Below are 16,620 nucleotides of genomic sequence, written 5' to 3' on the forward strand. Positions count from 1 at the left end.
TAACGAAGAGATATAGAACAACCAGACAGTGTTAGCGTCATGTTTAGGTATTTTCTTCTCAACCCCCTTGGCTAAGACAAAATAGATTGCGCAGAATGCGAGAGAGAGGATTCCTTTATAATCCTTGAGTAAGGGATCTCCATTTCAGGTATCGGCGAATTTTCTCTATAGCGTTAATGTACTAAAAAGATTACACTTCAATAAACCTCCAACTATCCCCTCTACCCAGATCCACTTCAAAGCCCGCCGACTGAATTCTCCGCTCTATGCAATATCGGCAATCTTCCGGATGATCGTCCCCACAAATCTTGTTTTCGTAAAGTGCGTATTGTTTTCTGACTGACGTTGGAGTAATAATCGGCATAACGACATTAGCGCCCGCTTTCAAGGCTAGCTCCCTACCTTGCGGATGCAGAGTGCCAAGTGCCGTCGTGGCAGGAATCAGGCTCTCCGGAATAAGTAACCGCGCCAGTGCCACCATCACCAACGTATGCTCGATCGTCCCAGCCTTTTCCGCCCCTAGAGGCGTCTCACTGTGCGGGATAAACGGCCCGATTCCGATCATGTCTGGACGGAGTTCCATTAAATATCTCAAGTCCTCTGCCAAATTAGCGAACGTTTGTCCTGGAAGTCCTACCATAAATCCGGCTCCCACTTGGTAGCCAATCTTCTTTAAAGAACTTAAACAGGTCCGGCGCTCCTCAAAGCGCATCGTCGGATGAAATGTTTCATACAGTTCTTTCGAAGCGGTTTCATGGCGCATCAGAAAGCGATCTGCACCGGCGGTAAAGAGCCTTTGATAAGTTCCCACTCGCCGTTCGCCGATCGATAGCGTGATGGCTACCTCTGGATAGCGTCTTTTGATCTCTTGAATCAAAGAACTGAGGATCTCCTCTGTATACCAAAGGTCTTCACCACTTTGCAAAACAAAGGTCCGATAACCTAGATCATACCCTTGATCACAGCAACCTAAGATTTCTTCCGGGTTTAACCGGTAACGTTTCACCTTCGCATTGGAAGCTCGAATTCCGCAATACAGGCAATCTTGACGGCAAATATTTGAAAACTCAATAAGTCCTCTTAAGTAAACTTTATTCCCATAATACGTCTGTTTCGTCTTTAGTGCGTAGTTATAGAGGACCTCTCTATCCTCATGAGTTATGTTTTCTAAGAGGTATGTGATTTCCTCGTTAGAGAGATCGTTCGTTAGATAGATTTTCTCTAATAGATTATGCATGATACTCACGAAACCACCCCCTCCTCCAGTGTAATTCATATAACCTGTCCCAATGTTTGACCTTTAGCCTAGCTCTTCTTCCAAGATCATCTTAGCCAGTGGGAAAGGTTCAAGAGCTCTTGGCAGTAATCCCTGAATATAGGCTATAAGAATTCCGAAATTCACAATGGGTACCTTCAGATCTTTGGCACGTTCTACTCTGCTGAGCATCCCTGTTCTGTTCATCATACAAGCTCCGCAATGTACTATAAGTGCATATTTCTTGACGTCTTCCGTAAAGGTTGCACCTGCAGAGAATTCAAACTCGATCTGCTTTCCTGTTCTCTGACGTATCCATCTGGGTATCTTCACACTTCCAATATCATCCGATTGCTTGTGATGGGTACACCCTTCTGCGATTAAAACCTTGTCTCCATCCTTAAGCGTTTCGATAGCCTTGGCTCCTTTAATAAATTCTGTTAAATCACCCTTTTGTCTGGCAAATAAGATTGAAAATGAGGTCATTAAAACATCCTTAGGTGTATCGGCGGCAACCTTTAAAAAAACTTGTGAATCCGTGATAACCAGCTTTGGTTTATTGACCAAATTATTCAAAGTTTCTCTTAGTTCGTATTCTTTGGTTACGATCGCCATAGCATCGCTTTCTAGGATGTCTCTAATCGTTTGTTGTTGAGGAAGGATTAATCTTCCTTTGGGGGCCGCTTTATCAATCGGAGTAACAAGCACCACAAAATCACCAGGGTTTATTAAATCCCCTACAATTTTAAATTTATCTTCATCCTCAGGAATAACTGAGATAATTGCATTTTTCAAATCTTTAATTCCCTGCTTTTTAAGAGCTGAGACAGCAACGACCGGGGTGTTTAGTTCTTCTTGGAGACTACTTGCTATTTTTCCCCGATCTTCATCTTCATTTTCATTTTCGTATTCTTTTCTTTTTTCGTTCTCAAGAGTATCCATCTTATTTAAAACCACAATCAGCGGTTTCTTCTTTTCCTTAAATCTATCCATAATAAACCGATCCTCGTTACTAATTCCCACCTTGATATCTACAATAAGTAGTGCCACATCAGTAATATCGAGAACTTCTAAGGTCTTCTTTAGCCTGAGCTCTCCTAATTCCCCTAGATCGTCTATTCCAGCTGTATCGATGATCACACATGGTCCTATGGGCAATATCTCCATTGTTTTAAAGACCGGGTCAGTCGTTGTACCTTTTACTTCCGATACTATAGCCGTTTCCTGCCCTGTAATGGCATTGATCACGCTGGATTTCCCTGCGTTCCTCAAGCCAAATAGCGCTAAATGTACTCTGACCCCTCTGGGCGTTTCATTTAAGCTCATGTATTTCCCTCCGCGCAATCACTTCTCTCGCTCTCCTGAAGTACCAGCCATACTATTAATTCCTCGTATGCCTGGTATTCCTGGTTTGGTTACTTCAAATGGATTCAATATCTCATCGATCCTGGAATCAGACAAAGTACTCTCCTCTTTCAATACCTCTCTAATTGTCTTATCGTCTCTTAGCGCTTTTCTGGCTATCCGGGCTGCTTGATCATAGCCCATATGATGAACTAAAGCAGCAGCCAGTACCGCTGACTTTTCAAGAGTAGCTTGACATTTATCTTTATTGGGGATAATTCCCTCTATACACTTCTCTCTAAAGATCGTAACTCCATTATCTAGAAGCTCTAGTGATTCTAGCAAGCAATCTGCGATCAGGGGCATAAAGGCATTGAGTTCGAGCTGTCCTGACGAGGCAGCCATCGTGATAGCATAATCATTGGCCATGACTCTCATAGCCACTTGGCCGATCATCTCAGGTATGACCGGATTCACCTTACCCGGCATAAGGGTCGAGCCAGCCTGCATCTGAGGAAGTTCTATTTCACCAAACCCTCCCTTAGGTCCGGATGATAATAATCTTAAATCATTGGATATTTTCAAAAGGTTCGTGCTGCAAGCTTTTAAGAGTCCTGAAACTTCTACAAAAACATCGTTATTTTGGGTTATATCCATAGGATAGTCAGACCTAGCTAAACCTAATCCTGTTAACTCCTGAATGGTATCCGTAATCATAAAAATATATTTTTGAGAGGCATTAACTCCCGTGCCGATGGCAGTCCCTCCCAGATTAATCTGTCTTAATCGTTCTTCTACTTTGTAAACTCTCCAGCGGTCTCTTTCTATGGCCTTGGCATAAGCACCAAATTCTTGTCCGAGCATCATAGGCAAGGCATCCATAAGCTCTGTCCTGCCAAGTTTAATCACATCGCTAAAGTCGTTTTCCTTTTTCTGCAGTGCTTCCTGAAGTTGCGCAAGGGAATTACTTAATTTCCTGAGCATGTGAATTGCTGTGATTCTCAGTGCGGTCGGATAAACATCATTGGTCGATTGCGACATGTTAACATCGTTCAATGGATGTACAACATCATAGTTCCCTTTTGTTCCTCCTAACATCTCAATAGCCCTATTTGCAATAACCTCATTGACATTCATATTCGTGGAGGTACCTGCTCCCCCTTGAAAAGCACTTACGATAAATTCGTGATTAAACTTTCCTTCAATGACTTCCTCACTTGCTCGAATGATGGCATTTGCTTTATCCTCTGTCAGTTGCTTTAATTCTTTATTCACCATGGCTGCCGCTTTTTTAACCAAAGTAATTTCATAGATTAGCTTCAGATTGACCCTCTTGGTCCCTAAATTAAAGTTCTCTTGGGCCCTTTTTGTGTGTATACCATAATAGTTTATTTCCGGGATTCTTCGTTCCCCGATCAGATCCTTTTCAAGTCTATAGTTCATATTATCCCCCTACCCAGACTGCCGTTATTTCTGAGCCTTTTTCCCAAGTAATGAAAGTAACTGAAGGAGTTACCTCCGCTAGAACCTTAAATCTCGCTCTCCAGCTTCGATTCTCTGAAGTTTTTCAAGGGCTGCCTTTCTAGCCCCCTCTTTAGGAATATCCTGGAGCCCCTTTTCGATGACCATATGGCCTAATTCTTTTAGCTCATCATCGGCGTAATCTAGGAGAAATTCCCTAAAGGTAAGTAAGGCATTTGGTTGACAGACATTACCTATTTGTCCCGCCTTAGCCAAAACCATAAACCGATCCCCGGTTCTTCCTTCTCTATAGCAGGCGGTACAGTAGCTTGGTACATAACCACTAACACATAAATTCTTAATGACTTCCATCGGTGAACGATGATCTGCCACTTCAAATTGAGGTTTTTCTTCCGTTTTATCGATTCCATGTTCCTTCGAGTAGGCGCCTACTCCTGTGCAAGAACCCGCACTAATCTGAGAAATCCCTAAGGCTAACACCTCTTCCCTAAAACCAACTCCTTCTCTTGTCGAGAGAATCATTCCGGTATAGGGAACAGCCAACCTCAAAACAGCAACTATCTTTTTAAAGTCATCATCCTCAACAAGATAAGGCAGATCACTCAGATCCACTCCCTCAGCGGCTCTCAATCTAGGAACTGAAATGGTATGTGGCCCAACGCCGAAGGCTTCCTCGAGATGTTCAGCATGCATCAGCAGGGCTATGGTTTCGTATTGATAGTCATATAAACCATATAATACGCCAATCCCGACATCTCCAATTCCAGCTTCCATGGCTCTATCCATGGCCGTAGTATGCCAATTGTAATTATGTTTGGGACCTGTCGGATGCATTTTTTCATAAATTTCCTGATTATACGTCTCCTGAAATAAAGTATAGGTACCGATATCTGCCTCTTTTAAGCGTCGATAATCCTCTACGGTCGTAGCCGCGACGTTGATATTTATTCGTCTAATACTTCCATTATCAAACTTCAAGGAGTATATCTTCCTAATGCACTCAATCACATAATCCAAGGAGCAATTAACAGGGTCTTCTCCCGCCTCTATGACAATTCGTTTGTGTCCTAGCGATTCTAAGATTTTCACTTCCGCTTCCAATTGTTCCATGGTCAGTTTACTTCTCTTCAGACTCTCATTACAAGCTTGGTATCCGCAATAGACACAGCTATTGATACAATAACTACTAATATAAAGGGGGGCGAATATAACAATTCTCTTGCCGTAAATTTTCTCCTTAATCTCTTTGGCGCTCTTAAACATTTCTGCCAGAACGTTTTTATCCTCTATATTTAAGAGCACGGCTGCCTCTCTATGCGTTAATCCTTGACAAGTCTTGGCCTTTTCAAGAATTGCGTTTACACAGTTTTTATCCTTGGCCTTACCCTGTCCTTCTTCCATAGAACTCTGAATTTCTTCATCAATAATAAAGTCCTTCGCCAAATACTCTTTCATCGTCAGTCCTCCAATTTCTTAGTTAAAGCGGATTTAACATTTACCCCTTGAATTTTCCCTAATTTACCCGTCATAGCACTAATTTCATCCGAGGTTCCCTCCACGATCAAGGAAATAATTGATATGCCCCTTTCCGGACGTGGGATGCCCATTCTTCCAATTATAATGCCCGCTAAATCGTGCAACGTCTCATTAACCCTACTAGCGCTTTCAAATTCTTCAATAACTATGCCTATAACCCCTATTCTCTTTTCCATACGTTTGTATCCTCCAAATAAATAAAGCCTTCTACAAACAATAAGAAGGCTCCTCAGCGATTTTAACCCTTCTCCGTTTGTTCAGAAAAATCCTAACAATCAGGTAAAAGTTGGATTGATCCACTATGCCCGAAACAACCAGCACAACAGATACGTCAATTATATATTAATTTATCCGATGACTCGAACAAGGATGTTCAAGATTGGAGCGCTGGTCAAGGATGGTCGAATGTCCCTGTAGCCAAGACTCGAACAGGACGTTCGATATTAGAGCGCCGCCATGGATGGCGAGAAGGGACTATGGCCTTGGATAGCCAGATACTGTGTAGCGTTAAGTCTCTGGATAAGTGCACTAAATTACATCTGAAGTGAGTTTCCTAGATATCTAGGAACCACAAGGATAATGCTTGTACCATGTGGTTCCTTACTAGATTTGCGATTTCCAGTAAATTGCCTGTTATACATTATTCCAATGCCTTATTTAAGTATACTATTTTCGCCTTACATAATCCTTTGCTTCTAAAGAGGATTTTGCGGAGTCCCTTTTTTAATGACTAGATTTTCTTTCGTCCCGTATAGCTGGTATGCAGCAATTGATGTGCTTTTTTTCCGTATGGTTCGCCCAAAAAGTCTTTATACAGCCCTCTAATCGCCAGATTTTCGTGCGACTTGCGCCGGGGCTTGGAGCGATCTTCGCGGTAAATGGCAGCAGCTCGAGCTTTAAGAATTTCCATGTTGCCATGATGATAGGGTTGTCCGCCGCCCCCGATACACCCACCCGGGCAAGCCATGATCTCGATCACGTCATATTTGCTTTCCCCAGCTTGGATCTTCTCCAAAACAGTGCGGGCATTACCCAGACCGTGGACGACCGCAATCCGATAATCCCGTCCAGAGATTGGGATAACGGCTTCCTTAATCCCATCCATTCCCCGCAGAGCCTCAAATTCCACTTTCTCCAGAGTTTCACCCGTTAAAACCTCATAGGCCGTCCGCAGGGCCGCTTCGAGAACTCCACCTGTCGTTCCGAAAATCACAGCGGCACCAGTCGATTCTCCAAGAGGTTGATCAAACTCTTCGTCTTTGAGGTGATCAAAATGAATGCTGGCTTCCCGGATCATGCGAGCCAGTTCACGTGTGGTAATAACGATGTCTACATCCGCGGTCTCTGCACTTTGCGCAAGTTCTGGGCGAGCCGCTTCGTATTTTTTGGCGACGCAGGGCATCACGGAAACAACGGTAATGGATTTGGGATCAATGCCTAACGTTTTAGCATAATAGCTTTTGGTTAAAACCCCTAACATTTGATGAGGGGATTTGCAGGTTGATGGGATATCTAAGAGATCTGGAAATTGATGCTCAAAGAATTTGACCCAAGCTGGGCAGCAGCTCGTGAGCAGAGGCAGACGCCCACCATGTTTTATGCGGTGAACGAGCTCTGTTGCTTCCTCCATAATAGTCAGGTCAGCCGCAAAATCCGTATCAAAGACGCGGTCAAAACCAAGTCGTCGAAGAGCAGACACCATTTTGCCCGTGACAATCGTCCCCGGTTCTAACCCGAATCCCTCCCCAAGAGCGACCCGTACGGCCGGTGCTGTTTGTACGACGACAAATTGGTTGGGATCGTTGAGGGCTCGCCAAACTTTGTCGACCTGATCCAGTTCAGTCAAAGCGCCAGTAGGGCATATCGCCAGACATTGTCCGCAAAACGTGCAAGCGGTTTGGTTAAGAGGTAAATCGAAGGCTGTTTTAACCACCGTCTCGAAACCACGCCCCACTGCAGAGTATACGCCAACGGTCTGAACATCATTGCACATCGTTTCACAGCGGCGACAAAGAATACATTTATTAGGGTTCCGAACAATGGCTGAACTAGATTTATCAATGGCAAACTGAGTTTCTTCCCCTTCATAAGAAATCGTTCGCACACCCAAATCTGAGGCTAAGGCTTGAAGGTCACAGTCCAGATTCTTAGCACAGGTTAGGCACGATTTCGGATGGTCAGAAAGTAAGAGTTCAACCATGGCTCGTCTTGCCTGGATGGCACGTAGCGAATCTGTTTTAACAACCATGCCGTCCGCCACCGGAGTTGAACAGGCAGAGGCCAGATTACGTCGGCCCTCGACTTCGACCACGCAAACTCGACAGGAAGCGATGTGATTATTAAGTCTCATTTCATGAAGATTGAGGTGACATAAAGTGGGAATGTCAATGTTTACGGTTCGAGCGGCATCTAAGATGGACATTCCTTCCGGTACTTTAAGGGGTATATCATTAATGGTTAGCTGTATATCCATATGGAGTCCTCCTTCAGGGGTACCTTAATGGCGGATGATGGCGCCGATGACGCGGCATTGTTCCATGCATGCCCCACATTTCAGGCAGCGTTCTTGGTCGATGATGTGGCGCTTCTTAAGTGAGCCAGTGATGCAATTGCCTGGGCATTTCTTTGCGCAAAGGGTACACCCTACGCACTTCTCTGTGATTTCATACTTTAGTAAACTCTTACATACGCCCGCCGGACAGGTTTTGTCGACAACATGGGCAAGATATTCATCTCGGAAATACTTTAAGGTGGAAAGAATAGGATTGGGAGCACTTTGCCCCAGTCCGCAAAGGGCTGTGTCCTTAATAATGTTACCCAGTTTCTCCAACTGAGCCAAGTCCTCTAACGTCCCCTTGCCTTCCGTAATTTTCGTCAGGATTTCATGAAGCCGTTTGGTGCCGACCCGACAGGCGGTACAACGACCACAGGATTCATCCACTGTGAATTCGAGGAAGAACTTAGCGATATTGACCATACAATCACTTTCATCCAAGACAATGAGCCCTCCAGAACCCATCATAGAACCAATGGAGGCTAAGGATTCATAATCAATAGGGGAGTCCAAATACTTAGTCGGAATACATCCTCCAGAGGGACCTCCGGTTTGTGCCGCTTTGAACGTTTTATGATGCTTAATCCCCCCGCCAATGTCAAAGATAATTTGCCGGAGGGTTGTCCCCATGGGAACTTCCACAAGCCCGACATTGTTGACTTTTCCTGCTAAGGCAAACACTTTCGTCCCTTTGCTTTTTTCCGTACCGATCCCGGCAAACCAATCGGCTCCCTGTAAAATAATCGGGGGGATAATGGCCAACGTTTCCACATTGTTGACACAGGTGGGTTTGCCCCATAGCCCTTGTTGGGCAGGAAAGGGAGGCTTAACGGAAGGTTCCCCGCGGGTCCCTTCGATGGAATGAATCAAGGCTGTTTCTTCCCCACAAACAAAGGCCCCTGCACCGTATTTAAGCTCAATGTCAAAACAAAAATCACTGCCCAAAATCCCTTCGCCAAGTAAACCGTATTCCCGGGCTTGCGCAATCGCAATTTGCAAACGATGAATGGCTAAAGGATATTCTGCTCGAATATAGATGTAGCCCTGGGTTGCCCCGATCGTAGAACCCGCAATGATCATGGCTTCTAATACACTATGAGGGTCCCCTTCCAAGATGGAGCGGTCCATAAAGGCACCCGGATCCCCTTCATCGGCATTGCAAATGATATATCGCTGATCGGCCTGGCTTTTACGCGTTAATTCCCACTTTAAGCCAGTAGGAAACCCGCCGCCACCACGTCCCCGGAGACCGCTTTTTTTAAGCTCGTCAATGACCGAGATAGGATCCATATGGATCAGAACTTTAGCCAAGGCCTGATAACCGTCTGCAGCGATATATTCGTGAATGTCCTCAGGTGTGATCTTGCTACAGTTGCGTAGGGCAATACGAAGTTGACTATGGTAAAAGGGGAGATCGGAGGCAAACCGCTTTTCCGTGTTCGGATCCTTATAGAGAAGGCGTTCTACTTGCTTCCCTTGAATAAAGTGTTCTTCGACGATGTCAACGACATCGTTGGTAGAAACTTCAACATAGAGGGTATTATCGGGGTGAATTTCAATCATCGGCCCCTTTTCACAAAAACCAAAACAACCTGTCATGAACACTTTAACCTGATCCGATAATCCGCGCCGATTAAGTTCTTGTTCAAGACATTCAGCGATTTTGGGACTTTCTGAGGAGCTACAGCCAGTTCCTCCGCAAACCATAATGTGCCGTGGCAGGCCTTGAGCGTCCTTAATTGTGACAGGGTCAGTTACGTGTCGTGTTTCAAAAATTTTGCGGTTTTGAACTTTTAAGGCATTCAATGCATCAAGATTTTTAAGCTTCATATGGCTTTTCCTTTCCTTCGGTGACGCTTCTTTGGTCGAGGTTCGAGGTTCGAATATCGCGTATCGTGCTTCGCTGATATCCGGGACTTAACTTTCCGGGCGGTACTTTACCAGGACCTCGTGAATTTCCTGTGCCGTGTGCATGCGTCCATGGACTTGGCCATTGACGATCATAACTGGAGCGAGGCCGCAGGCTCCAACGCAGCGCAGAGTTTCTAAGGTAAAGAGGTTATCTGGAGTGGTTTCTCCAGCTTTAATTTTAAGCTGGTTTTCAAGTTCTTCTTTTAATTTATCAGCCCCTCGTACAAAACAGGCGGTGCCGGTGCATACGTTAACAACGTGTTCTCCCCTAGGTATCATCGTGAAAAACGAATAAAAGCTCACAACGCCATAGACTGTGGCGGAAGGTATATCAAGTTTCTGCGCGATGTGCCACTGTACATTATCGGGTAGGTACCCATATATTTCTTGAGCATAATGCAGGACCCCAATAAGGTTTTCCTTTTTGTGGGTCAGACTGTCGATATAGTCATCTAGCTTTTGGACAAACTGATTGGGCGAAGCGGTGTCACACATGAAAATCCTCCTTTAGTTAAGTAAAAAATTTAGGCTACGTTTACAACCTCCTTTTATTACTATTTTATGGGGACAAATTCGTCTCCCTTCTACTCGTTCAGCCTACTCTACAGAACGGCTCACAATTCGAAGTAGAATAAGCTAGATATCCATGGATGAGTTTATCGTTCTTGGTACTGCCTGTCATGTTTATGAACATAAAAAAAGTGTTTCGTGAATAAAGAAAATACTTTATAAAGTTTGACTAATTAAGAAAATGGCATAGAGGGATTTTAAATATAAAGGAAACTTGGCTAGCGCCAAGACTTCAGTCGCCGGCGGTCGCCTTAGTTGCACTTATGCTTCCAGAAAGTATATAACGATAAGTTATACTTTCTGACTAGTATAAAGAAAGCCCCCAAGGGGGCCTTTTACATCGGGATAAATAACTTAACAGGTCGACCAACTTTGCCGTATTTCTGTTCAGATTTTAATACCCCGCGCAGTTCTAGAAATTCAAGGTAGCGGCGTACTGTGACTCGAGTCATCTTAACACCTTCCGCGACTTCCTCTACAGAAATGGGACGGCGAGTTGCTTGCAAAAGTTGAACTATCTGGCCAAGAGTGGCTTTATTTAAGCCCTTTGGTAGCCCTTCTTCTCCACTGCACCAGGGAGTTTCCAGTCTGGATATTACCTCATTACCCTTAATCTGCTCTATAACGGTATTAATGTCACTTTCAGTTGGGACATTCCCGAGATTGGTATTAGTCACCCGGTTAATTTCCGCTGTTAGAGATTGGATCTGCTCTACCATTTGGTTAAAGGCATCCTCAAGCTCCTCAATTTCCTTAGCGCCGGAAACTTTAATCTTTTCAGTAAGATGTCCGGTTGTTACATCCCGAGTTCCTAATGCTATAGTATGCAAGGGATAGATGATGACTTTCTGAATGAAAAACCAGGTGAGAAGTGCTACCAAGATTGTTAAGGCTAAACCTAGTTCCGCCATAGTAATCAAAGATTGAGTGATAATTTCCTTTTCATAGGCATGAGAAATACCTACATAAAAAATTCCAATTATGTTGCCATTTTCTGCACGTAATGGAACATAACCGGTTTGGTACCACTGGCCAACTACATTAGCCTCTCCTACATAAGTCTGACCATCTTTCAATACTGTCTGTGCTACATTAGCAGAAACCTTGGTACCAATCGCTCGTTCGCCATTGGAACCACGTACCGTAGTAGCTACCCGCGTGTCTCCAAGAAATATGGTCACAGTGTCCCCGGTAAGCTGGGATAAATGATCCACTAAATCATTATTGAGACTGATTTTTACGGGTCCTTTATATAGGCTCTCGTCTTGCACATGCCACGAGCCGGGATAGGTTTTATCGATTATTTCCCCACAAGTTGCCAAATCTGTTTGTGCTTTGATTATCGCTGCAGCCACGACTCGATCTTTCATATAAAAACCAAGAACCAGTAGGAAGCTAGCTGCCAGTAGGACGAGCGAACCTATGAGAAGTATAAGAATTTGATGTTTGAGCGAGCGCACAAGTTCACCTCTTTCGAAGACTTTATACCCTAATCCACGTCTAAGCCTCAGTTTAATAAGTGAGTGTTCAATGTTTGAGTTAGTGAATGAGTTCACTTGGTTTTTTTTAGTATAATTAGGGATAATTTCGCGGTTAAGGTTGAAAAACCTTTTTTGAGTCATTATAAAGAAATCATTTAAAATAGTAACTAATCTTTATAATTACATCAATAGTTTTACCCTTCTGATAACTACTTCCTTACCCTCCACTAGAAGCTTTCGTGAGCTAAGCCTCGATGTTTAGTTTTAGCTGAAATGAGTTCACTCTGCTAAGCCAAAATCTTACTACAGGCCTTTGTTGTACTTTATGTACGAATAGATTTATACTAACAATAGTTTAATGACTCCTTAACTTAACAAACTAGTCACTTTGCCTAATTATCAAGTAACTATTGAAGAGGTGGCAGAACATCGTTATTCAACATGAAGTACTCTATTTTGTTTATGGTTTAGCCTTTTTCACCATGGGACTGGCCATATCCATCCAAATTATTCAGCCAAGCCAGTTGAAGTTGTCCAAAACATTATGGTTGTTGGCTGTTTTTGGCTTTACCCATGCAATGTCAGAATGGGGCTATCTTTTTGTGCCAATTCAAACAGCGGGCAGAGAAGAGTATCTATTAATCTTATTGATGGTTCACCTTGCCTTTATGGCCCTTTCTTTTGCCTTTCTTCTTGCTTTTGGACTGGCACAATATTACGAAAAGAAGATTTATTTGCTAGTACCGACTGCAATTTTCGTTGTGTGGTACGTGAACTTTATTTTTTACTTTGATAAACAGACTCTAGCTATTTGGCACGTTAATAGTGAGATCTGGGCACGATATTTATTGGGCTTTCCTGGTGCTATCTTGTCCGGACTGGGACTTTGGCGTCGTAGGCAAGAGCTCATGGTTTGGGGAGTTAAAATCAGTCACAATCTTCGTAATGCTTCAATCACACTTCTAATATACAGCGTCTTAGGAGGCCTAATCGTTCCAGCTGGAGATGTCTTTCCGAGCCGAATCTTAAATAACCAAAACTTTCTTCTCATGTTCCATATCCCAGTTCAGGTCGTTCGTGCAGTATCGAGTATGTTTTTAAGTTGGTATGTTCTGAGAATTCTCTCCGTTTTTCGCTTGGAGTATGAGAAAAACATTGAAAAAATGGAAAAGCTAGAAACACTTTGCTCTGAACGTCAAAGGATCGCTAATGATATCCACGATGGGGCAATTCAAGCTATTTACGGATCAGGGATGCTTTTAGATCGGGCCTCTGAACTCATTGACAAGGATCCCGTCCGAAGCAAAGAGTTAATAAGCAAAGTTATTGAGCGTTATAACGAAACGATTAAATCATTAAGAAGGTACATCCATGGACTTAAATCAGATGATTATGGACAAGCAGCTGTTGAGCAGCGATTTAATCAGATGTTTAATGAATATCGTGAAGGGTTTCCGAACATCAAGTTTGAGGCCTCCCTCAATATTCCAATATGGTTCATTTTTATTCCCAATGCAGTTGATCATACTTTTTTTATTATGCAAGAAGCTTTGGCCAATGCGGCGCGACATTCAGGAGGGTCTAGTATCTTTGTAGAGATTTGCGGAGATGAACTGCTCTTCAGTATGACCATTAAGGATAACGGGAGAGGAATCGGATTTGTAAGAAATAATTGTAACCAACTATCTTCAGTCTCAGGGTTACATGGTCATGGGATCGATAGTATGCACCAACGTTCAAAACATCTACATTCCAGACTCGAAATTACGTATGACCAAGGCACTCAAGTCATGTTGCAAGTAGAGAGGAGTTGTCATAGTGTTGAAACGTTTTAGGATCATGATTGTAGATGACCACGACGTAGTTAGAATGGGATTGACTGCCTTACTTGAAGATTCAGAGTTCGAAGTTGTATCCGAATCAGGTAGTGCTGCAGAGGCCATAGAGAAATCTATGCAAACGAACCCAGATGTCATTTTAATGGATGTTCGTTTACCCGATGGCAGTGGAATAGAGGCTTGTCGTCAAATTCTTTTACGTCAACCCACGGTTCGCGTTCTCATGCTTACCTCTTATGCGGATGAAGAGGCCGTTTTACAGTCCATCGAAGCTGGTGCTTCCGGGTATGTCCTCAAAGAGATTGGTCGCCAGGCCTTACGAGATGCTATTCTCAAGGTTGTCGAAGGCGAAATCATTTTCGATCCCATACAAACCTTGAAGTTAATGAATCGTGCACTGACCCATTCTACTCAAGCGAGTGATAAATTAACTACCTTAACCAACAAAGAACGTGAAGTACTCATTGAGGTATCCAAAGGGAAAAGCAACCGAAAAATTGCTCAAGATCTCTTCCTTAGCGAATACACCGTCCGCAATTATGTAAGCAGTATCTTGAATAAATTGGACTTGACGAGTCGTGTCCAGCTCGCAAGTTACGTCTTTGAGAAGGGCCTAAATCATTAAGCCTTACTCAAATGGGGAGGGTCAAATGTACTAGTGAAGAGTAGTACATTTAACCCTCTTTTTTTTTTCGTTACCATTATATAATTCGAGTAAAGAGGGAACTATAAATCAAGTGACAATCTTGACATCAATTGAGTTTGTTGCTGTTAGTAGGAGTGAACAACGTTGGCCACGGACAAAGAAACTGAAAACATGCTTGATCGCGAATTGCGCGGGCCGAGTACAAAAACCAAAAGAATTATTATTTTCACCTCGTTGACCATAGTTCTGCTAGGAATTTTCGCAGTGGTTGGAATGCATTACACCTCGCAACCCAATTTTTGTGCGAGTTGTCATCAGATTAGCCCTTCTGTAGTATCCTGGACTGCTGGGCCACACAATGATGTGACTTGCCTAAAATGTCATGCTGATCCTGGCACAGTTGGGTATGTCAAGCGCAAGGTTGCTGGACTGAATGAGGTGTATCTACAAGTTACTAACCAGATTCCTGACAAAATAGAAGCGAAGGTCAACCCTGCAGCCTGTATCTCTTGCCATTCCGGGAGTAGCGAGTATCCATTAGCGAAGAATCTTCTACTAACTTCCGGGGAGCTTGCGCCAATGTTTCCGCATAAAGAGATGTTGCAGAATAACACTTCGTGTCTGACTTGTCATCAGAATATGGGTCATAGTAAAACAACACAACCATAAGGAAGGGGAAAATTATGAAAAAGCATTTAGCAAAAATCATTGGACTTACAGTGATTTCGTTGGCGGTCGTAACAGGGTGCGCAGGTACCAAGACAACACCGACACCAACTCCAGCACCAACCCCAGCTCCCGTGACAGATGCAAAAACTCTTACATCCGTTAAAACGACAGAAACCCCAACATTGGATGGCAAGTCCTCTGAGGCTTTCTGGGGTAATGCACCAGAGATGAAGTTGACTTTATCGAATGCTGGTGCTCTTCAAGGGGGTACAGGTGGGAAATTTGACAATGGCAACACGGAAGTTACTATGAAATCAGCCTACGATGCCGAGAACGTTTACTTGTTGCTTCAATACAAAGACGCTACTGACTCCAAATCCCGGGGCCCTTGGGTTTTAGAAGGTGGCAAATTGGTGAAAAAACCTTACAATACAGACTATGAGGATAAATTTGCCATTAACTGGAATATCAAGGACTCTACAAAAGATTTTAATGATGCTGGTTGTACAATAACTTGCCACACGGCTACCGATAAAGATGGAAAAGTGGTCATGAAACACTGGACAAACGCTGAGAATGAAGTATTGGATATGTGGCACTGGAAGTATGTCCGTCAGAACTCCTTGTTCGGTCCAGATAAACCTGGTCTGATGCATGACCAGTATATGGATAGCGTTAAGTATGATCCAGCCGATGCCAAAAAGAGCGGTGCAGGTCGCCACGCTGACCCCGGCGAAAAAGAGTATGCTGACAATGTGACTGATGACAAATCAGCACCGATGTTAGTCTTTGACGGAGCACCGGTAAACGGAAATCCCTATGTGATTGTTGAGGGTCTTGATAAGACCAAGCCATTCACAGCAGACTATATTAAGACAATGAAAGAGGGAGACATCATCCCTGGTCCAATTGCTAAACAAATTACCGGAGATCCTGCTGATATTAAAGCTAAAGGCAAATGGGAAAACGGTGTATGGACTATCGAGATTTCCCGTAAATTGAAAACAACGTCTGATAAAGATGTTCAGTTCGACGATCTCGCAAAAACTTACGCCTTTGCAGTTGCTGCCTTTGACAATTCCCAAATCGGTCATGCCTATGAGAATATAGTACACAAACTGGCCTTTAAACAGTAAAACCATCCTAAGTTTTCAAAGCCTTTGCTTGGTGAATATCGAGCAAAGGCTTTTCTCTAGTTGTTGCAAGCATTACCTTCAATTGATCAGAACCTTCTTAGATTGCTTTTTATTTTAGGGTCTTTGCGGGTAATTTGTTTTTTTATGCAGGATTAAGGTGAAAAACGCAGAAGATAAAATCAGAGATTAATATAAATC

Annotated in this window: 13 protein-coding genes; 4 read left to right on the forward strand and 9 right to left on the reverse strand. The window is 43.4% G+C overall.

Going from position 1 to position 16,620, the window contains the following annotated elements:
• Window positions 1-190: 190 nt before the first annotated feature.
• From hydE to ACYQ3Q_RS14630, 9 genes are all read right to left on the reverse strand, one after another.
• Window positions 191-1,237 (reverse strand): [FeFe] hydrogenase H-cluster radical SAM maturase HydE, encoded by a 1,047-nt coding sequence (hydE, locus tag ACYQ3Q_RS14590; RefSeq protein ID WP_459929320.1) that lies wholly within the window; start codon window positions 1,235-1,237, stop codon window positions 191-193.
• A gap of 63 nt (window positions 1,238-1,300) precedes the next feature.
• A complete protein-coding gene (gene hydF / locus ACYQ3Q_RS14595) occupies window positions 1,301-2,581 on the reverse strand; it encodes a [FeFe] hydrogenase H-cluster maturation GTPase HydF (protein WP_459929262.1) in 1,281 nt (426 codons plus the stop codon).
• Window positions 2,582-2,599: 18 nt separating this feature from the next.
• Window positions 2,600-4,042, reverse strand: a complete 1,443-nt coding sequence (locus ACYQ3Q_RS14600; protein WP_459929263.1) for an aspartate ammonia-lyase — start codon at window positions 4,040-4,042, stop codon at window positions 2,600-2,602.
• A gap of 78 nt (window positions 4,043-4,120) precedes the next feature.
• Complete coding sequence (gene hydG, locus ACYQ3Q_RS14605; protein ID WP_459929264.1) at window positions 4,121-5,536, reverse strand: [FeFe] hydrogenase H-cluster radical SAM maturase HydG; 1,416 nt, start codon at window positions 5,534-5,536, stop codon at window positions 4,121-4,123.
• Between the two features lie 2 nt (window positions 5,537-5,538).
• Window positions 5,539-5,793 (reverse strand): TM1266 family iron-only hydrogenase system putative regulator, encoded by a 255-nt coding sequence (locus ACYQ3Q_RS14610; RefSeq protein WP_459929265.1) that lies wholly within the window; start codon window positions 5,791-5,793, stop codon window positions 5,539-5,541.
• Between the two features lie 554 nt (window positions 5,794-6,347).
• Window positions 6,348-8,090 carry an NADH-dependent [FeFe] hydrogenase, group A6 gene (locus tag ACYQ3Q_RS14615; RefSeq protein ID WP_459929266.1) on the reverse strand — a complete coding sequence of 581 codons (1,743 nt, stop codon included), beginning with the start codon at window positions 8,088-8,090 and terminating at the stop codon, window positions 6,348-6,350.
• 24 nt (window positions 8,091-8,114) lie between these two features.
• Window positions 8,115-10,001 carry an NADH-ubiquinone oxidoreductase-F iron-sulfur binding region domain-containing protein gene (locus ACYQ3Q_RS14620; RefSeq protein WP_459929267.1) on the reverse strand — a complete coding sequence of 629 codons (1,887 nt, stop codon included), beginning with the start codon at window positions 9,999-10,001 and terminating at the stop codon, window positions 8,115-8,117.
• 87 nt (window positions 10,002-10,088) lie between these two features.
• A complete protein-coding gene (locus ACYQ3Q_RS14625; protein WP_459929268.1) occupies window positions 10,089-10,577 on the reverse strand; it encodes an NADH-quinone oxidoreductase subunit NuoE family protein in 489 nt (162 codons plus the stop codon).
• 410 nt (window positions 10,578-10,987) lie between these two features.
• Complete coding sequence (locus tag ACYQ3Q_RS14630; RefSeq protein ID WP_459929269.1) at window positions 10,988-12,112, reverse strand: cache domain-containing protein; 1,125 nt, start codon at window positions 12,110-12,112, stop codon at window positions 10,988-10,990.
• 545 nt (window positions 12,113-12,657) lie between these two features.
• Between ACYQ3Q_RS14630 and ACYQ3Q_RS14635 the strand changes: the two genes are divergently transcribed.
• The 4 genes from ACYQ3Q_RS14635 (at window position 12,658) to ACYQ3Q_RS14650 (ending at window position 16,422) form a co-directional block, all read left to right on the forward strand.
• Entirely contained in the window at window positions 12,658-13,968 is a 1,311-nt protein-coding gene (locus tag ACYQ3Q_RS14635) for a sensor histidine kinase (protein ID WP_459929270.1), read from the forward strand.
• On the forward strand, window positions 13,952-14,596 hold the full coding sequence (locus tag ACYQ3Q_RS14640) for a response regulator (RefSeq protein WP_459929271.1): 645 nt from the start codon (window positions 13,952-13,954) through the stop codon (window positions 14,594-14,596). The genes ACYQ3Q_RS14635 and ACYQ3Q_RS14640 overlap by 17 nt, the downstream gene beginning before the upstream one ends.
• Window positions 14,597-14,761: 165 nt before the next feature.
• The gene (locus ACYQ3Q_RS14645) at window positions 14,762-15,286 is read left to right on the forward strand and encodes a cytochrome c3 family protein (protein ID WP_459929272.1); all 525 of its coding nucleotides are present in this window, start codon (window positions 14,762-14,764) and stop codon (window positions 15,284-15,286) included.
• Between the two features lie 14 nt (window positions 15,287-15,300).
• Complete coding sequence (locus tag ACYQ3Q_RS14650; protein ID WP_459929273.1) at window positions 15,301-16,422, forward strand: ethylbenzene dehydrogenase-related protein; 1,122 nt, start codon at window positions 15,301-15,303, stop codon at window positions 16,420-16,422.
• The last annotated feature ends 198 nt before the right edge of the window (window positions 16,423-16,620 follow it).

It is taken from the genome of Desulfosporosinus burensis, assembly GCF_054657535.1.